This is a genomic window from Marinobacter qingdaonensis (genome assembly GCF_034555935.1).
In the GTDB taxonomy this organism is placed as follows: domain Bacteria; phylum Pseudomonadota; class Gammaproteobacteria; order Pseudomonadales; family Oleiphilaceae; genus Marinobacter; species Marinobacter qingdaonensis.
Map to the genome: position 1 here is coordinate 132282 of NZ_JAYDCJ010000003.1, position 21544 is coordinate 153825.

Annotated in this window: 20 protein-coding genes; 11 read left to right on the forward strand and 9 right to left on the reverse strand. The window is 64.4% G+C overall.

The window, feature by feature from the left end; translation table 11 throughout:
- Positions 1-2: 2 nt before the first annotated feature.
- The 3 genes from U5822_RS03885 to U5822_RS03895 are packed head-to-tail and all read left to right on the forward strand — an operon-like array spanning position 3 to position 1937.
- On the forward strand, positions 3-1217 hold the full coding sequence (locus tag U5822_RS03885) for a molybdopterin molybdotransferase MoeA (protein WP_322854311.1): 1215 nt from the start codon (positions 3-5) through the stop codon (positions 1215-1217).
- A gap of 2 nt (positions 1218-1219) precedes the next feature.
- Positions 1220-1480, forward strand: a complete 261-nt coding sequence (gene moaD / locus U5822_RS03890) for a molybdopterin converting factor subunit 1 (RefSeq protein WP_322854312.1) — start codon at positions 1220-1222, stop codon at positions 1478-1480.
- Position 1481: 1 nt separating this feature from the next.
- Entirely contained in the window at positions 1482-1937 is a 456-nt protein-coding gene (locus U5822_RS03895) for a molybdenum cofactor biosynthesis protein MoaE (RefSeq protein WP_322854313.1), read from the forward strand.
- 261 nt (positions 1938-2198) lie between these two features.
- Here U5822_RS03895 and trxA read toward each other — a convergent pair whose 3' ends face one another.
- Positions 2199-2525 carry a thioredoxin TrxA gene (gene trxA, locus U5822_RS03900; protein WP_012139190.1) on the reverse strand — a complete coding sequence of 109 codons (327 nt, stop codon included), beginning with the start codon at positions 2523-2525 and terminating at the stop codon, positions 2199-2201.
- A gap of 251 nt (positions 2526-2776) precedes the next feature.
- On the opposite strand from trxA, the gene ppx reads away from it, so the two are divergent.
- Positions 2777-4306: an exopolyphosphatase gene (gene ppx, locus U5822_RS03905; RefSeq protein WP_322854314.1), complete on the forward strand. Its 1530-nt coding sequence runs from the start codon at positions 2777-2779 to the stop codon at positions 4304-4306.
- A 6-nt stretch (positions 4307-4312) separates the two neighbouring features.
- On the opposite strand, the gene U5822_RS03910 is transcribed toward ppx, so the two are convergent.
- Complete coding sequence (locus U5822_RS03910; protein ID WP_322854315.1) at positions 4313-6262, reverse strand: ATP-binding cassette domain-containing protein; 1950 nt, start codon at positions 6260-6262, stop codon at positions 4313-4315.
- Between the two features lie 46 nt (positions 6263-6308).
- Here U5822_RS03910 and U5822_RS03915 point away from each other — a divergent pair, with 46 nt between their 5' ends.
- The 3 genes from U5822_RS03915 (at position 6309) to bamJ (ending at position 8096) form a co-directional block, all read left to right on the forward strand.
- Complete coding sequence (locus U5822_RS03915; protein ID WP_322854316.1) at positions 6309-6869, forward strand: DUF2390 domain-containing protein; 561 nt, start codon at positions 6309-6311, stop codon at positions 6867-6869.
- On the forward strand, positions 6866-7249 hold the full coding sequence (locus U5822_RS03920; RefSeq protein ID WP_322854317.1) for a DUF4124 domain-containing protein: 384 nt from the start codon (positions 6866-6868) through the stop codon (positions 7247-7249). The genes U5822_RS03915 and U5822_RS03920 overlap by 4 nt, the downstream gene beginning before the upstream one ends.
- A 124-nt stretch (positions 7250-7373) precedes the next feature.
- Positions 7374-8096 carry a BamJ family beta-barrel-assembly machinery protein gene (gene bamJ, locus U5822_RS03925; RefSeq protein WP_322854318.1) on the forward strand — a complete coding sequence of 241 codons (723 nt, stop codon included), beginning with the start codon at positions 7374-7376 and terminating at the stop codon, positions 8094-8096.
- A gap of 67 nt (positions 8097-8163) precedes the next feature.
- Here the strand turns inward: bamJ and rsd are convergent, their stop codons facing one another.
- Together rsd and U5822_RS03935 are read right to left on the reverse strand one after the other, a co-directional pair.
- Entirely contained in the window at positions 8164-8643 is a 480-nt protein-coding gene (gene rsd, locus U5822_RS03930; RefSeq protein WP_322854319.1) for a sigma D regulator, read from the reverse strand.
- 101 nt (positions 8644-8744) lie between these two features.
- Positions 8745-9251, reverse strand: a complete 507-nt coding sequence (locus tag U5822_RS03935) for a disulfide bond formation protein B (protein WP_322854320.1) — start codon at positions 9249-9251, stop codon at positions 8745-8747.
- Between the two features lie 123 nt (positions 9252-9374).
- Between U5822_RS03935 and U5822_RS03940 the strand changes: the two genes are divergently transcribed.
- Positions 9375-9818, forward strand: a complete 444-nt coding sequence (locus U5822_RS03940) for a flagellar basal body-associated FliL family protein (protein ID WP_322854321.1) — start codon at positions 9375-9377, stop codon at positions 9816-9818.
- A 14-nt stretch (positions 9819-9832) separates the two neighbouring features.
- Here U5822_RS03940 and rmf read toward each other — a convergent pair whose 3' ends face one another.
- The 4 genes from rmf to U5822_RS03960 all read right to left on the reverse strand — a co-directional run bounded on the left by rmf (position 9833) and on the right by U5822_RS03960 (position 15920).
- Positions 9833-10048, reverse strand: coding sequence for a ribosome modulation factor (gene rmf / locus U5822_RS03945; protein WP_322854322.1), 216 nt, complete (start codon positions 10046-10048; stop codon positions 9833-9835).
- Positions 10049-10157: 109 nt separating this feature from the next.
- A complete protein-coding gene (gene gshA / locus U5822_RS03950) occupies positions 10158-11717 on the reverse strand; it encodes a glutamate--cysteine ligase (protein ID WP_322854323.1) in 1560 nt (519 codons plus the stop codon).
- Between the two features lie 68 nt (positions 11718-11785).
- Positions 11786-14128: a Tex family protein gene (locus U5822_RS03955; RefSeq protein ID WP_322854324.1), complete on the reverse strand. Its 2343-nt coding sequence runs from the start codon at positions 14126-14128 to the stop codon at positions 11786-11788.
- A gap of 55 nt (positions 14129-14183) precedes the next feature.
- Positions 14184-15920, reverse strand: coding sequence for a GGDEF/EAL domain-containing response regulator (locus tag U5822_RS03960; protein WP_322854325.1), 1737 nt, complete (start codon positions 15918-15920; stop codon positions 14184-14186).
- A 137-nt stretch (positions 15921-16057) separates the two neighbouring features.
- Here U5822_RS03960 and rep point away from each other — a divergent pair, with 137 nt between their 5' ends.
- From rep to U5822_RS03975, 3 genes are all read left to right on the forward strand, one after another.
- On the forward strand, positions 16058-18076 hold the full coding sequence (rep, locus tag U5822_RS03965; protein ID WP_322854326.1) for a DNA helicase Rep: 2019 nt from the start codon (positions 16058-16060) through the stop codon (positions 18074-18076).
- 96 nt (positions 18077-18172) lie between these two features.
- A complete protein-coding gene (locus U5822_RS03970; protein ID WP_322854327.1) occupies positions 18173-20431 on the forward strand; it encodes a galactose oxidase early set domain-containing protein in 2259 nt (752 codons plus the stop codon).
- Positions 20432-20451: 20 nt separating this feature from the next.
- The gene (locus U5822_RS03975) at positions 20452-21006 is read left to right on the forward strand and encodes a hypothetical protein (RefSeq protein WP_322854328.1); all 555 of its coding nucleotides are present in this window, start codon (positions 20452-20454) and stop codon (positions 21004-21006) included.
- 66 nt (positions 21007-21072) lie between these two features.
- Here the strand turns inward: U5822_RS03975 and U5822_RS03980 are convergent, their stop codons facing one another.
- On the reverse strand, positions 21073-21486 hold the full coding sequence (locus U5822_RS03980; RefSeq protein ID WP_322854329.1) for a c-type cytochrome: 414 nt from the start codon (positions 21484-21486) through the stop codon (positions 21073-21075).
- Positions 21487-21544 lie beyond the last annotated feature (58 nt).

Genomic DNA, 21544 nt, shown 5'->3' on the forward strand with positions numbered 1-21544 from the left:
GCATGGCCAGCTCTGACCTGACGCCCCTGGAAGACGCCCTGACCCATCTGCTGTCCCGGGCGCCCAGCCTGACCGGCACCGAAACCGTCGCCCTGCCCGAGGCCCTGGACCGCATTCTGGCCCAGGACCAGCTGGTGCCGGCGGATGTGCCGCCGGCCGACAACAGTTCCGTGGACGGCTATGCCCTGCGCCAGGGCGACCTGGCACAAGGCCAGACCATTCCGGTGTCGGCACGGATTCCCGCCGGCACCGCGCCCACGCCGCTGGCCGAGGGCAGCGCCGCGCGGATTTTTACCGGCTCCGAGATACCGGCGGGCGCCGACGCGGTGGTCATGCAGGAGCAGGTGGAGGTGTCGGACGCCGGCATCCGGGTCGGCACCGAGGTCACGCCGGGACAGAACATCCGGCGCCGGGGCCAGGATCTGAAGCAAGGCGATCTGGCCCTGCCCGCGGGCACCCGGCTGCGCCCCCAGGAACTGGGGCTGCTGGCCTCCATGGGCGTGGCCCGGGTCCCGGTCAAGAACCGACTGAAGGTCGCCATTCTGACCACCGGCGACGAGCTGGTGGAACCCGGCGCTCCGCTCGGGCCGGGCCAGATCTACAACACCAACCGCTTCACCCTGCTGGGCCTGTTGCAGCACGCGGCCTGCGAGGTGGTGCTGTGCGAGAGCCTGGCGGACGACCGCGCCGCCACCGAGGCGTCCCTGCAGCGCGCCGCCCGCCAGGCCGACCTGATCATCACCACCGGTGGAGTTTCGGTGGGCGAGGAAGATCACGTGCGGGCGACCCTGGAAGCCTCCGGCAAGCTGTCGCTCTGGCGCCTGGCGATCAAACCGGGCAAGCCGCTGGCGTTCGGTCAGATCGAGGGCACCCCGCTACTCGGGCTGCCCGGCAACCCGGCCGCGGTCCTGGTCACCTTCGCGATGATCGTCATGCCGTTCATCCGCCAGTGCCAGGGCCAGCCCCGGATTCACCCAGTGGGCGAGCGCCTGCCGGCGGGCTTCGAGGTGCCCTCACCGTCCATCCGTCGTGGTTTCTTCCGGGCCCGCAAGGGGCTGGAGGCCGGTGAGCTGCGCCTGTCGGCCTACCCCAACCAGAGCTCCGGCATGCTCAGCTCGGCCTGTTGGGCCGATGGCCTGGCGGTGATTCCGGAAAACGCCGAGGTCCGGGTCGGCGACGTGTTAACCTACTATTCATTCACCGAGCTTCTGGCCTGACCATGACTGCAGACACCATCACCATCCGTTTTTTCGCCCGCCTGCGGGAGGAGCTGGACACCGAACAGCTGACGCTGCCGGCCGAACCCGATCTGACCACTGGCGCCATTCTGGCGACCCTGGCCGAACGGGGCGGTGCCTGGGCCCAACTGCAGGGCGACCAGCCGGTGATGATTGCGGTGAACCAGACCATGGCCAAGCTGTCCACCCAGGTACAAGCCGGCGATGAGGTGGCCTTTTTCCCGCCGGTGACCGGAGGCTGACATGATTTCCATCCAAACCGGTGATTTCGATCCGGCAGCCGAATACCAGCGACTCCGGGCCAGCGGCGCCGGCACCGGCGCCATCGCCACGTTCACCGGCCTGGTGCGGGACAGTGGCGACCTGAGCGGGGTCGAAGGCCTGTACCTGGAGCACTACCCGGGCATGACCGAGCAGGTCATCGAGGGACTGATCGCCGAGGCGTCCTCCCGCTGGGACGTGCGTCAGGCGCGGGTGATCCACCGGGTGGGGCGTCTGGCGCTGCAGGATCAGATTGTTTTCGTCGGGGTGTGCAGTGCGCACCGGAGCGACGCCTTCGCCGCCTGCCAGTTTCTGATGGATGCGCTGAAGACCTCGGCGCCGTTCTGGAAGAAGGAAATAACCGCCACCGGGGAACATTGGGTGGAGCAGAAAGAGTCCGATGTTGCTCGCAGTGACGCCTGGACGCCCGGGAAGTAGCGACGCCTGACAAAAGGCGTTGGGCCTGAACTGAGACTGGCGACCGGCCGCCCTGGCAAAGGCAGGTTTGAAAACCGCTGTGAATACGTCCGTGTACGCTTGGCTCCGCCATCCATGGCTCCGCACATTTTCAAACCTGCCTTTGCCAGGCCGACCTACTTGGGAGTGATAAGCACCTCAGCCCATCCGGGTCACCGACATACAGGCACAAAAAACCGCCCGTGAGCGCTGCCCAGGGGCGGTTTTTTTAACGGACGGCAATCAGAGATTGCTGTCCAGGAAGGCGGCCAGCTGTGACTTGGACAGGGCGCCCACCTTGGTGGCATCGACATTGCCGTTCTTGAACAGCATCAGGGTCGGAATACCGCGGATGTTGAACTTCGGCGGAGTCTGCTCGTTCTCGTCGATGTTCAGCTTGCAGATCTTCAGCTTGCCATCGTACTCGTCGGCAATCTCTTCCAGCACCGGCGCGATCATCTTGCAGGGACCGCACCACTCGGCCCAGTAGTCAACCAGTACCGGAACGTCGGACTGCAGTACGTCCTGCTCAAAAGAAGCGTCGGTTACGTTTACGATATTTCCGCTCATTACCCTTTCCTGATTCGTGCGCCCCACACCCTGGCAGTGTGCGTGTCTTACTGCGGCGGGGCGCTGTTTACTTCGTCGAAAGGCCTCTGGCTCGATGGCCGGCGGCCTTTCACCCTAATCGAGATACGCCATACTTTACGCGATTGGTCCGCAATATGTGAAGCGGTAGATCGGTCTGTCCGTTACTGACAGTCCTGAGGGATTTCGCTTATAGTAGCGCCAAAGCTCATCTTAAAAGGATTTCGACCAACGTGACGGCCGCATCCACCGCCGAAAACGCTGCGCCTTCCTCTTCAGAGGTCCTCGCCGCCATCGACATGGGGTCCAACAGTTTCCACATGGTGGTGGCCCGGCTGGTACACGGAGAGATCCGCACCCTGGAAAAGATGGGCGAGAAGGTGCAACTGGGAGCCGGGCTCGACGAGCACAACCGGCTGACCCCGGAAGCCCAGGAACGGGCCCTGGCCTGCCTGAGTCGCTTTGCCCAGCGCCTGAACGGCATCCCCGCCGACTCGGTGCAGATTGTCGGCACCAACGCCCTGCGGGTGGCCCGTAACGCCCAGGCGTTCATGGACCGGGCCGAGGAAGTGCTGGGCTATCCGGTGGAGATCATCGCCGGGCGCGAGGAAGCCCGCCTGATCTACCTGGGGGTGTCCCACACCCTGTCCGACGACAGTGGCCGGCGGCTGGTGATCGACATCGGCGGTGGCAGCACCGAGTTCATCATCGGTCAGCGCTTCGAGCCCCAGGTCCTCGAGAGCCTGCACATGGGCTGCGTGTCCTTCCGCAACCGCTACTTCCCCGACGGCAAGATCACCCGCCGGCAGATGGACAAGGCCATTACCCACGCCGAGCAGGAACTTCTCAACATCCGCCAGCATTATCGCTCCGTTGGCTGGCAGAGTGCCGTGGGTTCGTCCGGCTCGATCAAGGCCATCTCCAACGCCCTGGCCAGTCTGAAAATCACCGATGGCACCATCACCCGCACCGGCATGCAGGAACTGCGCAAACGCCTGGTGGACATGGGCAAGACCGAGAAACTGGGGGACCTGGGGATCCGGGAAGACCGCCGGAGCATTTTCCCGGCCGGCTTTGCCATCCTGATGGCCGCCTTCCAATCCCTGGGCATTGACGACATGACCTTCGCCGACGGCGCCCTGCGCGAGGGGCTGCTGTACGACATTGCCGGCCGGTTCCGGCACGAGGATGTGCGCGAGCGGACCATTTCGGCGCTGCAGGAGCGCTACCACGTCGATCAGGATCATGGCGCGGCGGTCGAGGCCACGGCCGTGGCGGCCTGGGAGCAGGTCGCCAACACCTGGAACTTGCGCACCACCAGTGACGAGGAAGCCCTGCGCTGGGCCTGTCGGCTGCATGAGATTGGCCTGACCATTTCCCACAGCCAGTACCACAAGCACGGCGCCTACCTGCTGCGCTATTCCGACCTGCCCGGCTTCAGCCAGCAGTTCCAGCGGGACCTGGCCACCCTGGTGCGCGGCCATCGCCGCAAGTTCTCCCCGGCCATTTTCGAGGGCCTGGAACCGGAAGACGAAACCCGGCTGCGCTACCTGTGCGTGTTGGTCCGTCTGGCGGTGCTGATCCAGCATCCGCGCAATCTCGAGCCCCCGCCCCGGTTCCGGCTGAGCGCCGACGACCGCAAGCTGGTGGTGGAGTTTGACGAGGGCTGGCTGGCCGACCGGCCGCTCACCCTGGCCGACCTGGAGAACGAGCGCGACTATTTGGCGAAACAGGACTTCCAGTTGGAGATTGTCGGCGGCTGAGCCGGCCTAGCCGGCCAGCTCGGTCTCCAGGGACTCCACGGTTTCACTGACCTCGAGCCATTCCGCTTCCACCGTTTCCAGTCGGCCCTTGGCCTCGGCCTGCCGGCCCAGCAGTTCCTGCAGCCGGGCCTTGCCGTCGGCGTCGTACAGACCGGGATCGGCCAGATCCGACTCCAGCGCCGTCAGGGTTTGCTGCAACTTGTCCATTTCCGCCTCCAGCGCCGTCTGCTGCTTGCGATAGGGGCTAAGCTTCTGGCGCAGGGCCGCCTCGGCCCGTTTGCGCGCCTTGCGATCCTCGGCACTTTCACCGACCGCGCTGTCCGTGGCGGCCGCACCGTTGGCGCCGTCGCCGTTCTGCGGTCGCCGGGGCGCCTCGGCCTCGTCCTTGCGGCGATCCGCCAGCCAACGTTCGTAATCCTCCAGGTCGCCCTGGTATTCCTCGATCCGGCCCTCGTTCACCAGCCAGAACTCATCCACGGTGTTGCGCAGCAGATGGCGATCGTGGGACACCACGACAATGGCGCCGTCGAAGTTCTGCAGGGCCATGGTCAGGGCCTGACGCATCTCCAGGTCCAGGTGGTTGGTGGGCTCGTCCAGCAACAGCAGGTTTGGCCGCTGCCAGGCGATCACGGCCAGGGCCACCCGGGCTTTTTCGCCACCGGAGAACGACCGGATCGCGCTCAGGGCCTCGTCGCCATGAAAATCGAAACCGCCCAGGAAATTGCGAATGCTCTGCTCGGACGCCTTGGGCGCCAGGCGCTGCAGATGCAGGAACGGGCTGGCGTCCAGATCCAGTGATTCCAGCTGGTGCTGGGCGAAGTAGCCGATGGCCAGGTGCTCGCCACAGGTGCGCTCGCCCGCCAGCAGGGTCTTCTCGCCGCGCAGAGCGTCCATCAGGGTCGATTTGCCGGCGCCATTCGGGCCCAAAAGGCCAATTCGACTGCCCGGCAAGAGCGTAAGATGAATGCCATCGAGAATCGGCGTCGAGCCATGACCAGCCTGGCCGTGTCGGATCGACAACAGCGGGTTGGAGACCTTCTCGGCAACCGGAAATTCGAAGCTGAACGGCGAGTCGACGTGGGCCGGGGCAATCCGCTCCATCCGCTCCAGCGCCTTGACCCGGCTCTGGGCCTGACGGGCCTTGGTGGCCTTGGCCTTGAACCGGTCGATGAACCGCTGGATTTCAGCAATCCGGGCCTGCTGACGCTCGAAGCCGGCCTGCTGTTGCGCCAGGCGTTCACTGCGCTGGCCTTCGAAGGCGGTGTAATTGCCGGTGTACAGCTCCAGCTGCTGGCGATCGAAGTGCACCACGTGACTGGCGACCCGGTCCATGAAATCCCGGTCGTGGGAAATGAACAGCAGGGTGCCCGGGTACCGGCGCAGCCAGTTTTCCAGCCACAGGCAGGCGTCCAGGTCCAAGTGGTTGGTGGGCTCATCCAGCAGCAACAGGTCGGACGGGCGCATCAGCGCCTGGGCCAGGTTGAGGCGAATGCGCCAGCCACCGGAGAAGGCCGAGACCGGACGACCGGTGTCGGCGTCGGAAAAACCGAGACCGCGCAGCAGGGCTTCGGCCCGCCGGGGCGCGGACCAGGCCTCGTGCACGTCCAGTTCACCGTGGAGCCGGGCCTGGGCGTGATCGTCACCCCGGGCTTCGGCCTGGGCCAGCTCCCGCTCCAGACGTCGGAGCTCCAGGTCACCGTCGAGGACAAAATCCCGGGCGCTGCGTTCGGACGCCTCGACCTCCTGGGCCATGTGGGCAATCCGGCAGCCGCCGGGCAGCGACACGGTGCCCTGCTCGGGCGCCAACTGGCCGAGCAGGAGCTGGAACAGACTGGATTTGCCGGCGCCGTTGGCGCCGACAATGGCCACCCGCTGGCCGGGCTGAACGGTCAGGTTGACCGACTGTAGCAACCAGACGCCGCCCCGTTGTAAACTGAGATCCGTTATCGTTAGCATGTGTCTATTTTATCAACGTAAAGTTGTCAAGGAAGGCCCCGTGGTTATGTCGGCTGTTCCAGAAAGCACAACGAAAACACCGACCGATACCGGCCTGGCTTTACCGGCCAACCTGCAGCCCGACAATCCGCTGTGGCGGTTTGCCCTGGCGTTCTGGCAATTCGACAACGTGCAGGCGCAGTGCCTGGCGTTGCAGCAGCAGGGCTGGAGCGTCACGCGCCTGCTGTCGGCCGGTTGGCTGGCGTTGCATGGCCGCCGCTACTCGGGCCTCGAGGACGCTACGGTAACAGAGTGGCGGGAGCGTGTAACCGGTGCCCTGCGGGCGATTCGACAGGCCCTGCCCAAGGCAGACGCCGAGCCGGGGAAATTTCGGGCCGGCGTGGCAAGTCTCGAACTGGATGCCGAACGTATTGAATTGGCACTGGCTTGGCAAACCCTGACAACCAACGATCCGGAAACCGGCGATATGCAAGGAAGCAGAGAACTGATTCGGGCCAATCTGGTGGCCGCTGCGCCGACCGCGGGGGCTGCCGATCGCATGCAGCCCCAACTGAACACACTGGCCGGCACCCTGGCCGCCTTCTCCAAGGGAGACCTCCAGCCATGATCACCAAATGGCTTATACGGCTCTCGTTCCCGGCATTGGGTTTCCTGTTGTTGCTGATCGTCTTCGGCCTCAATGGCCCCGAGCAGGTGACCGAGACCGTCGCCGACGAACCGGAAACCGACATCCCCGCGTTTGAGGGGCTGGTTCCGTCCCCGATTCCGACCGAGGGGCCGTCCATCGTCTTCAAATGGCAGGACACCGAGGGCAACTGGCACTACGCCGATCAGCCGCCGGCCCAGGGCCCCTGGAACACCCTGGCCATCGAACGCTCGGAGAAGGAACTGAGCCGGCGCCGGGCCGTGGATCCGGACACCGATTGGCAGTCCCCCTACAGCGCCCCCTTCTCGATGGCTCCCTCCCCGGGGGTCAATGGCAGTTAAGGGAATCCGTCTGGTTTGTTAACACATGTTCAGTGGCAACGGCCGCGGGAACCCGTTACCTTCTGCGTACTGACACACACTCTTCGGGGCGCTCGCCCCTGCACATACGTTAAAGGATGAAGCAATGAAAAAGACACTGCTTGCACTGGCGATGACTGGCATTGTGGCTGGCTGCTCCACCCCGCCAGAAACTCCGGAAGATCCGCAACTGGAGTCCACCGACCAGAAAGTCAGTTACGGCATGGGTCTGGTGCTCGGTGAGCGTATGAGCAACGACCTGCCAGACCTGCAGATGGACCAGTTCCTCCAGGGCATCCAGCACGGCCACGCCGGCGATCAGGAAACCCAGCGCATGAGCCGGGAAGAGATCCAGCAGGCGCTGATGGCCTACCAGCAGGAGCTGCAGCAGGAGCAGAGCCAGCAGATGGAAGAGCTGGCCCAGAAGAACCAGGAAGCGGGCGAAGCCTTCCTGGCCGAGAACGCCGACCGCGAGGAAGTGGAAACCACCGAGTCCGGCCTGCAGTTTGAGGTCCTCGAGCAAGGCTCCGGAGACAAGCCGGCCGCCACCGACACCGTTCAGGTGCATTACACCGGCGAGCTCCTGTCCGGCGAGGTCTTCGACAGCTCACGGGAGCGCGGCGAACCGGTCACCTTCGCCCTGAACCAGGTCATTCCGGGCTGGACCGAAGGTCTGCAACTGATGAGTGAAGGCGCCCGCTACAAGCTCTACATTCCCGCCGACCTGGCCTACGGCCCGGGTGGCAACCGCGCCATCGGCCCGAACGAAACCCTGATCTTCGACGTCGAACTGCTGGACATCAACCCGCAGGCGGACGGCTCCGAGTAACTCGCAGCCACAAAAAAGCCTCAGCCCGGTGTCCGGTGCTGAGGCTTTTTTTTGCCCGTTCGGTGACTCAGGCGGAAGCCACCTTGCTGGCGTGCACGTTGTGCAGATGCTCGATCAGGAAGTCTTCCATCTCGAAGCGAGTTTCCAGGGTCTCGCCCAGCTTCGACAGCTCCTCGAACAACGCCTTGATGTCGCTCTCGGACAGCGCGCGGCCATCCAGGCGGTCGTTGAAGTTCAGCGCAACCTCGGTGGTCTCGGCAATGCGTGGGTAGACCTTGGCCGCCAGCTCTGTGCCGCCGTCGTTGAATTCCTTGGCTTCCCGCACCAGCTGCTCGTAGATCTCGAAGTGCCCGGTCGACACGTAATCCACCAGCACCTCGCACAGCCGCACGAATTTTTCCTTCAGCGCCTCGGTCTGGGTGAAATCGCTTTCACCGGACAGCTCACAGTAGTAGACCAGCAGCTCCTGACGTTCCTTGAGCCAGCGATCGATCAGTTCGCTGACCCCGCCCCATCTTTCCCTGGCATTCCGGCAATTTTCCAACATGACGCCTGTTCTCCGCTTGGTGATCTGGTTCTACTGATCCGGTCTCGTGTGCATTAAGTTGATTTCAACTTACCCCATGCCTGCGGTCTGCCGCAACCGTTTCAGCCGGCAATGCTGGCAGGCGGTGTTGGTCGACGGAACAACAGCACCAGACCAACCAGCACCAACCCGGTGAAGAACACCGCCGTCCAGCCCGGGATACTCAGGCCCAGGAAGCGCCACACCACTTCCGCGCAATCACCGGTGCCCTTGAGCGCCGTGGCCAGCACGTCGAAGAACGGCAGTACTTCCAGCATGTAGTCCACCGACGGGCCACAAGCCGGCACCTGATCGGCCGGCAGACTCTGCAGCCAGAGCTGACGCCCGGCGATGCCCAGGCCGACCCCGGCGGTGACCGCCAGCAGACCGCCATAGATACGCACGCCCACGCCGGTCGGCCCCTGCAGGAAGGCGAACAGGCTGACCAGTCCGGCCCCCATGAAACCAAAGCGCTGGAGCCAGCACAGCAGGCAGGGTTCCAGCCCCATCACGTGCTCCATGTAAAAGGCCACCCCGAGCAACCCGGCGCACACCAGAAATACCAGCCCGAACACCCATCTGCTTGTCAAAAGAACACCTCGGATTGATTAATTGAACCTGCATCCACACACCGGGCCTGCTATTCTCGGAGCGTCCGGTGGCGTCGCTGATGATTGGCCACTAAACCCTAAACCAGGATCAACTTCAAGCTTATGACACTTCAGCTAAAACCCGTTCTGATGTTGGCGTTTCTCCTGAGTTCCCTGGCCGCGATGCCGCTCCATGCCGAGGACACCGAAGCGGAGGAGGAGACCACCGAGGAACCGGGCATCACCGACTACGTCGCCATGGACCCGCCGTTCGTCACCCACGTGGGCCAGCCCGGCGCCAAGGTCACCTACCTGAAAGCGTCGGTCAGCCTGCGGGTGTCCAGCACCGGTGCCCGGCCTGCGGTGGAGGCGCACATGCCCAGCCTGCGCCACGAGCTGGTGATGTTGTTCGGTGAACAGACCGATGCCGAACGCCTGAGCTCGATGGAGGGCCAGACGGCCCTGCGGGAAGAAGCCAAGACCCGGATCAACCAGGTGCTGGCGGCGCAGGAAACCGGTGAGACGGTCACCGGTGTGCTGTTTACGGAGTTTGTGGTGCAGAAGTAGGTAACCGGGCCGGGTCAGGCGATGCGGGAGAACAGGTCGTCCGGATCCGGTCGGCTTTGCCGGACCGCCAGGTCGGCGTCGTCCCAACCGGCCTCCCAGGCGGCAATCACCACCTCGCCCCGGTACGGGCACCGGGCCTTCTCCAGCCCCATGGAGGCCGCCATATGGCCCTGACGGTACGCCTTGTTCAATGCCTCGACGTCCCAGCCGAGTTTGATATCCCTTGCCATGACCGCTCCCCTGCCCGTGGTGTTACAGACGCTAACCGTAAAGCCACAGTCTGACAGGTTTCTGGTCAGTTTCTGTGCACCAGGTCCACTTCGGAGGCAGGGGCTGCGCTCAGGATTTCAGGTACTGGTCGAGGAACTCGGCAAAGGGCTGACCATCCGCCGCTTCCATGCGCTGCTGCTCGCCCAGTGACTCCCGGGTCATGGTCTGGAACGCGGCCAGCACCTCCGGATCCAGGGTCTCACTGCGCAACGCCTGCTGATGGCGACGGGACTGCTCCATGACCCACTCCCGATGGCCCAAGCCGGAGCTCTGCATGGCCGCCACCACCTCGGCCGAGGGAACGGCCCAGGCGCCGGTGTCCGGCAGTTTCCGGCGCTGCTCGGCCAGGGCCGAGCGATAGGTGTCACCACCGTTCCAGCCGTCCAGCAGTTCCGCCAGCGGCTCCAGCTGATCGAACAGTTCCCGGGCCGCCTGGTCGACCGGGGTGCGGTTCCCGCCCCGGCACAGGCTCAGGTCCCGATACCGGCCCCGGGCCACCACGTCCTTGTAGTTGTCATCCAGCCGCTCGCACTCGGCATCGCCGATGCGGGGGCTGTCTGCCAGCAGGCAGTCCAGCAGGAACAGGTCGAGGAAATCGACCTGGGCTTCGTTCACCCCAACCGGCGAGAACGGGTCCAGGTCCAGGCAGCGCACCTCGATGTACTCCACGCCCCGGGACTCCAGCGCCTGTATCGGTTTTTCCTCGCGCTCGGTGGTCCGCTTGGGCCGCACCGCGCTGTAGTACTCGTTCTCGATCTGCAGCACGCTGGTGTTGATCTGGATGAACTCGTCGCCGCGCCGGGTGCCGATGGCCTCGTAGGCTGGCCAGGTGGTGTGGATGGCCCGGTCCAGGGTCTGGGTGTAGGTGCTGAGTTCGTTGAAACAGATGTTCAGGGACGACTGGGCGTTGTTGTGGTAGCCCAGATCCCCCATGCGCAGGGAGGTGGCGTCCGGCCCGAACCAGGTGTGGGCGTCAAACCGGCTCAGCTCGTGGCTGACGTTGGCGACAAAGCTGGCGTCCAGCGCCGGTGAAGCGCCGAACAGCAGCATCAGCAGCCAGCTGCGGCGGCGGAAGTTGCGGATCAGCCAGAAGTACTGGTCCGACTTGAAGTCTTTTAAGGTCTGTTCATTCCCCAGGGCCTGCTGCCAGGTGCGCCAGAAACTGTCCGGCAGCGACAGGTTGTAGTGCGCCCCGGCGATGCTCTGCATCATCCGGCCATAGCGCACCGCCAGGCCCTGTCGATACACATGCTTGAGCCTGCCGATGTTGGAGCTGCCGTACTCGGCGATGGGAATGCTGGCATCGCCGTCCAGCTCGCAGGGCATACTGGCTGACCAGAACAGCTCGTCGCCCAGGTTCTGCTGCACAAACCGGTGGATGTCCCGCAGCGACGCCAGCATGGCCTGGGTGCTGGAACACACCGGGGTGATCAACTCCAGCAGGGCCTCGGAGTAGTCGGTGGTGATGCGCGGGTGGGTCAGGGTCGAGCCCAGCGCCTGGGGGTGCGGAGTCTGGGCAATGAAGCCGTTCCGGTCGACCCGCAGACCTTCCTTCTCGACCCCTTTCAGGAAGCCATTCCAGTCACTGGCGGCAAACTGGCGAAACACAGAGTGGCGGGATTCAGCCATGGTGAACTCCTGCTCTGGTCCGCGCCGCCTCGTGAGCGGCCTGGACCGATGAAAAGATAGAGAACCGGTTACCGGCCATCCTTGCGCGCCGAGGCCAGGGCCTGGGCCAGTGCGCCCGCCATGGCACCCTGCTGCTGTTTCTGCCCGCCGCCCGACTGGCGCGGGCCACGGCCACCGCCTTTCGACTCGCTCCGGCCACGTCCGGCACCGGCCGGTTTGCCGTCGTTCTTGGCACCGGGCTGGTCATCCATGCGCATGGACAGGGCAATGCGCTTGCGCGGGATGTCCACATCCAGCACCTTGACCTTGACGATGTCCCCGGCCTTGACCACTTCCCGCGGGTCCTTCACGAAAGTATGGGACAGCGCGGAAATGTGCACCAGTCCGTCCTGGTGCACACCGATGTCGACGAAGGCGCCGAAGTTGGTGACGTTGGTGACCGAGCCTTCCAGCACCATGCCGGGCTCCAGGTCACTGAGGGTTTCCACCCCTTCCTCGAAGCTGGCAAAGCGGAACTCCGGTCGCGGATCGCGCCCCGGCTTCTCCAGTTCGGCAATGATGTCCTTGATGGTCGGCACCCCGAACTGTTCTGTTACGTAGTCCTGGGGTTTCAGACCACGCAAGAACGCGGAATCGCCGACGATGTCCTCGACCTTGCGGTTGTTCTTGGCGGCGATGGCTTGCACCACGCCGTAGGCCTCCGGGTGCACCGACGAGCGATCCAGCGGGTTGTCGCCGCCGGCGATGCGCAGGAAGCCCGCCGCCTGCTCGAAGGTGCGGTCGCCCAGGCGGGCGACCTTGAGCAGCTGCTTGCGGTTGTTGAACAGACCGTTCTGGCTGCGGAAATCAACGATGTTCTGGGCAATGCTCTGGTTCAGGCCGGACACCCGGGCCAGCAGCGGCACCGAGGCGGTGTTCAGGTCGACGCCGACGCCGTTGACGCAGTCCTCGACCACCGCGTCCAGGCTGCGGGACAGCTGCACCTGGGACACGTCGTGCTGGTACTGGCCGACCCCGATGGACTTGGGTTCGATCTTCACCAGCTCGGCCAGCGGGTCCTGCAGGCGGCGGGCGATGGACACCGCGCCGCGGATGGTCACATCCAGGTCCGGCAGTTCCCGGGAGGCGAACTCGGAGGCGGAATAGACCGAGGCCCCGGATTCGCTCACCACGATGCGCGCCAGCTTCAGTTCCGGGTAGCGCTTGCACAGATCCGCCACCAGCTTTTCGGTTTCCCGGGACGCGGTGCCATTACCGATGGCAATCAGTTCGATCTTGTAGTCCCGACACCACTTGGCCAGCTGCTCGATGGACGGGTCCCACTGGTTCTTCGGCGCGTGCGGGTAGATGGCGCCGTGGCCGACCACCTGACTGGTGCCGTCGATCACCGCGACCTTGACCCCGGTCCGCAGCCCCGGGTCCAGGCCCAGGGTCGGGCGCGGCCCGGCCGGCGCCAGCAGCAACAGGTCTTTCAGGTTGGCGGCAAAGACGTTGATGGCTTCGGTTTCGGCGGCTTCGCGCACCTGGGCCATGAGATCGGTCTCGATCTGGGTCGACAGCTTGACCCGCCAGGTCCAGCGCACCACCTCCGACAGCCACTTGTCGGCAGCCCGGTCGTTGTCCCGGATGTTCCAGTGCGCGGCGATGCGCTGCTCGGCCGGGTGCGGGGCCCGGCGATCCTCGTCGGCGTCGCCCACCACCAGGGTGTAAGCCAGAATGCCCTCGTTGCGGCCACGGAGAATGGCCAGGGCCCGATGCGAGGGCACCTTCTTCAGCGGCTCCACGTGATCGAAGTAGTCGCGGAATTTCGCGCCTTCGGTTTCCTTGCCCTCGATCACCGACACCTTGAGCTGACCTTCCTGCCAGATGAAGTCCCGCAGGCTGCCGAGCAGTTCGGCGTCCTCGGCGAAGCGCTCCATCAGGATGTAGCGGGCGCCATCGAGGGCGGCCTTGGTGTCGTCCACCCCGGCCTCGGCATTGAGGTAGCCCTGGGCGGTGGTTTCCGGGTCCTGCGTCGGGTCCTCGTAGAGGGCGTCGGCCAGGGGTTCAAGACCGGCTTCCCGGGCGATCTGGGCCTTGGTCCGGCGCTTGGGCTTGTACGGCAGGTACAGGTCTTCCAGGCGGTTCTTGGTGTCGGCATCGTTGATGCTGGCACGCAGTTCGTCGGTCAGCTTGCCCTGCTCTTCGATGCTGTTGAGGATGGTGCTGCGACGGTCTTCCAGTTCACGCAGGTAGCGCAGGCGCTCTTCCAGGGAGCGGAGCTGGCTGTCGTCCAGGGATCCGGTGACTTCCTTCCGGTAACGGGCGATAAACGGAACGGTGGCGCCCTCATCAAGCAGTTCGACGGTGGCATTGACCTGTTGTTCACGAACGCCGAGCTCGTCGGCGATGCGCCTGGAAATACTGTTCATGCAACCTCTGTAAACTGGGATCGGTGTCGGATTAAAGGAGGAAAGGTACAGCGGCTTAACGTTGCAGGCAAGCGGACTGTCCGCGGCTGCGCAGGAATTGCACAAGGTCGTGCCAGGGCATGGGACGGGCGTAATAGTAGCCCTGGATCTCATCGCAGTGCTGCTGGCGCAGGAACTCGAGCTGGCCCTCGGTTTCCACACCCTCGGCCACGACACTGATCTGCAGACTGTGGGCCAGGCTGATGATGGCGCGGATGATGTGCTCGGCGTCGGCGGAGTGGCCCAATTCCTGGACGAAGGACTTGTCGATCTTGACCAGGGAAATGGGCAGGTGCTGGAGGTTGCTCAGGGACGAGAAGCCAGTGCCGAAATCGTCCAGCGCAAAGCTGATGCCCAGCTGGTTGAGTTCGCGCAGGCACCGCTGGGCGTATTCGGGGTCGTGCATCATCGCACTTTCGGTCAGCTCCAGCTCCAGCAGGCTGGTGTCGACATTGGCGTTGAAGATGATGCGGAAGATGGTCTCGGTCATCTTGCGGTCGTGGAACTGACGGAACGACAGGTTGACCGCGAACACCAGGCCGGGAAAGCCCAGGTCGGCGGACTCCTGCAGGCGCTGGCAGGCCTGCTCGATCACCCAGTAGCCGATGGGCACGATCAGCCCGCTGCGCTCGGCCACCGGAATGAACTCGTCCGGTCCCACCAGGCCACGCTCCGGATGATTCCAGCGCAGCAGGCATTCCACCCCGCGCACCTCCTCGGTGGCCAGGTCAATGCGGGGCTGGTAGTAGAGTTCCAGCTCCCGGCCCCGCAGTGCGGTCCGCAGGTCGGCCTCCAGGCGCAGCTGATAGCCGGCGGACACGTGCAGGTGCCGGTCGTAGAAGCGGTAGCTGGTGCCCGGGTCGCGCTTGGCTTCGAACATGGCGCGATTGGCCCGGCGCAGCAGGGTCTCCGGGCTGTCCCCGGCCTCCGGGTAGGTGGCCACGCCGAGGCTGGCGTTGACCGCGATGGCCTGGCCATCCAGGGTCACCGGCTCGTCCAGCACACTGACTACCTTGCGGATGATCTGGGTGATGTCGAGGGAATCCTCGACCTTCTCGACGATGATGGCGAGCTCGTCACCGCCGATGCGCATCAGCGAATCGACCCGGCGCAGGGCCTGGCGCAGGCGTTCGGCCAGCCGGATCATCAGCAGGTCGCTTTTCTGGTAACCGAAGGATTCGTTGATGCTGCGGAAATCGTCGATGTTGAGGTGCAGCAGGGCCAGCCGGTCGCCGCCCCGTTCCGCCCGCAGCAACGACTGCTGTAGCCGGTCGAAGAACAGGTCGCGATTGATGAACCCGGTGGCGACGTCGCGGCCCAACTGGCCATGGGCCGATTCCGACAGCTGTTCCCGGTACCAGAGCCCGCGCACGGCCCGGCGCAGGCTCCACTGGTCCAGGCTCTGCCGGCACAGATAGTCGTCGGCGCCGGCCGCCAGCAGGTCCGGCGCACGCGCGCGCTCGGTTTCGGCACTCAGGGCCAGGATGGGCTTTTCGTTGCTGGCCACGGCCAGGTACTGCAGGAAGGCGGACTCGGAACCGGAGTGGAACACGCAGTCCCAGACGATGACATCAAAACTGGCGTTGTGGATCAGGTCGTCACAATCGATCAGGTCCGGACACCAGGTGGCGTCGGGAACCAATTCGGGGTCGCGCGACAGCAGCGCTGTCAGCCACAGAAAATCGACGTAATCCGGAACAAGCACCAACAGACGCAGCTGGCTTGGTCTGACCGTCTCCAGAGGCAATGTCATTCAGCGTAATCCATTCGTGCGTGGCCGTCCGTGATTTCTAGGATAGTCGAAAGATCTTCAAGGTACAGAAAGTCTCGCTGGTGTAGAATAGCCCAAACGTCCGATAGTCCTTTCAGTTCCATTCTGGCCCGTGATTTGTGAGTAAACTCAATCCCAGACAAAGTGAAGCGGTGCGCTACGCTGACGGCCCCCTGCTGGTGCTGGCCGGCGCTGGCAGTGGCAAGACCAGCGTGATCACCCGCAAGATCGCCTACCTGATCGAGCAGCTCGGCATTCCGGGCCGGCACATCGCGGCGGTGACGTTCACCAACAAGGCTGCCCGGGAGATGAAGGAGCGGGTCGGCCGCATTGTCGACCGCAAGCTGACCCGTGGCCTGATTGTCTCCACCTTTCACAACCTGGGCCTGAACATGATCCGGGAGGAATACAGCCACCTGGGTTACCACCCCGGCTTTTCCATTTTCGATGCCGAGGACGCCAAGGCCCTGCTGCAGGACCTGATGCTCAATGCCGGCAGCGCCGAAGCCGGCGACGAGCTGAACGACGTGCAGATGACCATCTCGTCCTGGAAAAACGCCCTGCGCGGCCCCGCTGAGGCCCTGAGCAAGGCCGCGGACGAGCGCGAACAGCGCATTGCCCTGATCTACAAGAAGTACAACGAGTACCTGAAGGCCTACAACGCCGTCGACTTCGACGACCTGATCCTGCTGCCGGTGCAGCTGTTCCGCACCAACCCCGAGGTGCTGGCGAAATGGCGGCGCAAGATCCGCTACATGCTGGTGGACGAGTACCAGGACACCAACGTGTGCCAGTACGAGCTGGTCAAGCTACTAGTAGCCGAGCGCGCCGCCTTCACCGTGGTGGGCGACGACGACCAGTCGATCTACGCCTGGCGCGGGGCCCGGCCGGAAAACCTGGTGCAGCTGAACGAGGACTTTCCCAGCCTGAAGATCGTCAAGCTGGAGCAGAACTACCGCTCCACCGGGCGCATCCTGCGCAGCGCCAACACGGTCATCGCCAACAACCCGCACGTGTTTGAAAAGGCGCTGTGGAGTGACCACACCATCGGTGAGGAACTGCGGGTGATCCGTTGCCGCAACGAAGACGCCGAGACCGAGCGGGTGGCCACCGAGATCCTCGACCAGAAGCTGAAACAGGGCCTGGAGTTCCGGGATTTCGCGGTGCTTTACCGGGGCAACCACCAGGCCCGGCTGCTGGAGATGAAGCTGCAGGCCTACCAGATCCCTTACCGGATCTCCGGCGGCCAGTCGTTCTTCTCCAAGAACGAGATCAAGGACGCCATGTCCTACCTGCGCCTGCTGATCAACCCGGACGACGACGCCGCCTTCCTGCGGGTGGTGAACGTGCCCCGGCGCGAGATCGGCCCGCGCACCCTGGAACAGCTCAGCCACTACGCCCGGGCCCGCAACGTCAGCCTGTTCAAGTCCCTGGGCGACATGGGGGCGGAAACCCACGTCGCCGAGAAGGGCCTGGATCGGCTGCGCCGGTTCGCGCACTGGGTCGACAGCACCTGCGAGCGCTTGCACAGCGAGGACCCGATTCCGGTAATCAAGCAGCTGTTCACCGACATCGAGTACGAGGAATGGCTGCACCAGCACTCGGGCACCCCGAAACAGGCCGAGCGCCGGATGGAAAACATCTGGTACCTGGTGGAGTCGATCCAGCGCATGCTGGACGACGGCAAGGGCACCGCCGACGAGCTGGGCATCGAAGACGCCATCACCAAGCTAATCCTGCGCGACATGATGGAACAGCGGGAAGAGGACGACGACAGCGACAAGGTCCAGTTGCTGACCCTGCACGCCTCCAAGGGCCTGGAGTTCCCCCATGTCTTCATCATGGGCCTGGAGGAGGAAATCCTGCCGCACCGCAGCAGCATCGAGGAAGGCAACATCGAGGAAGAGCGGCGGCTGATGTACGTGGGCATCACCCGGGCCCGGGAAACCCTGACCCTCACCTACGCCGCCACCCGCAAGCAATACGGCGAAAAGATCGAGACCATCCCCAGCCGCTTCCTGGACGAGTTGCCAGAGGAGGACCTGCGCTGGGAAGGCCAGGGCGACCTGGACGTCGAAGCCAACCAGAAGAAAGGCAAGGCCACCCTGAGTGCCCTGCTGGGGGACCTCGGGGCCTGATTTGACAGCCGCCAGATGAAACCTTCCCGCCTCCTGACACGTTGAGTTAATGAGGAATCCGATCCTCTCCAGACAACAACAAATCAGGAGGACGTAATGTCCCGTTTCCACAAGCGTTTTTCCGCAATCACCGGCTCGCTGCTATTGGTGGCCGCCGGTAGCATTCACGCAGATCTGGATGATTCTGACTCAGACGATGCCGAGGATGGCGCTTCCCAAACGACGACACCGGTATTCCAGCCGGGCTACAGCGAACAGGGCCGGTTTGGCTCGCCGTTTGCCGAACCCACCATCGTGGTCGACGGCGAAACCGTGACCACCGACGAAAAATGCGTCGAAAATGCCGAAGGCGACCTGGAATGCAAGCCCGCCGCCGGCACCATGGCCCTGCTCAAGGACGGCCGGATCCTGTACCTGAACGCCCTGGAAGGCACGGAGAATGTGGAGACCTCCATCGTCGGGGAATTCGGCCAGGTCTCCATCAACGACCAATCCCGGGTGCTGGCCCTGGGCGCCGACGACACCCCGACCTGGCGCAAGCCCGATCCATTGCGAGCCGGTGCCAACCCGGACGGCAATGACAGCCAGACCCTGCTGAACGATACGCTGCTGGACGGCGCCATCGACAACGCCGATGAAAGCGCCCACAACGACGGCGCCCTGTTCTGCTCCGACGTCATCGGCCTGGCCAACGGTAACGTGCTGGCCGTGGGCGGCACCGATTACTACTCCGAGCCCGGCATCGACGGCATGCCCCTGGGGGTCGCGGAGCTGGAGGGGATCAAAAATTCCCGGATCTTTGACGAGGCCTCCAACACCTGGACTCAAAGCGGTGATATGAACTTCGGCCGCTGGTACCCCTCGCTGGTGACCCTGGGTAACGGCAATGTGTTCGTCGCCAGCGGTGTGACCAAACTGCTCAAGCCGGTGTACCCGGAAGACCCGGTCAACAGCGGCCGCAATGTCGTGCAAACGGAAACCTACAACCCCTGTGCTGGCACCTGGCATCAGAACCCGTCCACCGCGGACCGGTCGCTGCCGCTGTACCCGCGCATGCACCTGCTGCCCAACGGCCACGTGCTCTACAACGCCGGCGGTCAGGCCTTCAACCCGTTCGGCCAGGGCTACGACCAGGCGTTGTGGAACATCGTCGCCAGCTACAACCCGGACACCCAGCGCTGGAACGACATCGGCTACGCCGGTCTGCCCCTGCGCCTGGACGAGAATGGCCTGGGCCAGCTCAGCAGCACCCTCAACATCACCAACGGCTCGCTGGAACAGGCGGCCGAGTTACTGGGCGGTGTGGTCCGCAGCCCGGCTGAGCTGCGCGAGACCAGCGTGACCGTGACCGCCTCCGAGGAGAGCCTGAAGATGGCCATCGCCGGCGGTATGCGCGGCTCCACCTCCTCGACCATGCTGCCGCTCAAACCGGACGCCAATGGCAACTACACGGACGTGGAACTGCTGACCGCCGGCGGCGTGCCCAGCTACGGCCTGCTCACCAACCCCGGTGGTTACGTGCCGATCGCCCAGAGCCGGATCGACACCATCCGCACCAACGGCGACCAGATCGATTACGAATCCCGACTGACCGGGCCCCTGAACCAGCCGCGCTGGTACGGCACCAACGTGCTGATGCCGGATGGCAGTGTCATGGTGTTCAGCGGCGGCACCCGCGACGGCGTCGCGGCGCCCGGCCTGGAAGGTCCGATCCGCACCGCCGAGCGGTTTGATCCGGCCACCGGCACTTGGACCGAAATGGCCATGGCCAACCAGTCCCGCACCTACCACAACACCGCGGTGCTGATGGAGGATGGCCGGGTGATGATCGCCGGGCACTCGCCGATCAACACCGCCTACCTGTCGTTCGTCGACCTGCAGGACTTCGGTCTGGCGCCCTATGACGGCCGCGATCCAAGCTTCGAGATCTACACGCCGCCCTATGCCCTGCGCAACGACCGCCCGGAGATCAAGCAGGCACCGCGCAGCCTGACCATTGGCGACCGCTTCCGCATCAAACTTGAGGGCAACGCCGAGGACATCGACCAGGCGCTGTTGATTCGGCGCACGGTGATGACCCACCTGATCGACGGCGACCAGCGCGCCATCGAACTGGTGGTGGAAAAGTCCCAGGGCCAGAAGATGACCCTGCGGATGCCGGACAACCACAATGTGGTGCCGGCGGGCGAGTATATGCTGTTTGTCAGCAAGGACACCCCGGAGGGCCGGGTGCCGTCGGTGTCGGCGCCCATCACCGTGGTCAACGAGGGGCTTGAGTGCATGGCGCCGACCCAGGTGGCCGACTCCACCATGACGGTGGACGGCGTCATCGAGTCCACCATCGACCTCCTGTAACCGGGAAAGGAAGCCTGCGTATGCGAGTCGAACCTGACCGGGGGCCGCGCTTGCCGGCCCTGGTGCTGTTCGGCCTGGTGTCCCTGGCGGTCTCCGGACCGGCAGGGGCTCACGGCGCCCCGGACGCGGACAAGGTTCCGGCCGGTGTGGTTAAGGCCAGCATCACCGAACAACCGGGCATTCCCGGGCTCAGCACCTTGATTCTGGACGCGCCACGGCCCGGAATCCTGCTCAGCTACCGGGGCAACGAGCCCATCACCATCCTCGGCACGGAGGGCGAGGCATTCCTGCGCTTCAGTCCGGACCGGGTGGAAGCTTATACCGGCAGTGCCAGTTGGCAGGCCCTGCCCGAGGCCACGGTGTCCAAGGCCGCGTCCACGGAGGCCGGCGCCTGGATCACCCTGTCCAACTCCAACAGCTTCGGCTGGCTGGATCCGCGCCTGAACGCCCTGGAGGGGGCCCACGGCGACGCCGGGGAATTTGCCCAGTGGCGGATTCCGATCCGGAGCGAGTCCGGCCCGGTGCGCCATCTGCGGGGTGAACTGTCGTTCGAAAGCTATTCAACCGCGCCCTGAGCAACCGCCCAGGCACAAAAAAGCCCCCGCAATGCGGGGGCTTTCTCGTTCCGGACGGGTGGCGTCTTACTGGCTCTCGGAGACCAGGAACTCGACCGCGTTGGCGATTTCCTCGTCCGGGCAGCTGGCGCAACCGCCTTTCGCCGGCATGGCGTTAAAGCCGTTGATGGCGTGGCTGATCAGCGTCTCCATGCCCTTGTCGATACGCGGAGCCCAGGCAGCCGCGTCGCCTTTCTTGGGCGCACCAGCGGCACCGGTGGTGTGGCAGGCCATGCACACGGCGTCATACACTTCCGGGCCAGGACGCGGGCCAGAGCTGGCGGTCTGGGCAGGTGCGGCGGCGGCACCGCAATCGTCACCCTGTTGGCAGACTTCGCCGACCGGCGCGATGCGTGACCGAATTTCATCTTCAACGTTTGCCATCACGGCACCGGCAGTAAGGCCGAAACCAAGCAGTACGACAGCCAGGACTCTCTTCATCTTCACAATGCACCTCGCGTTAGCGCGTTATAATCGTCAGTGCCCGCATTATAGCGAC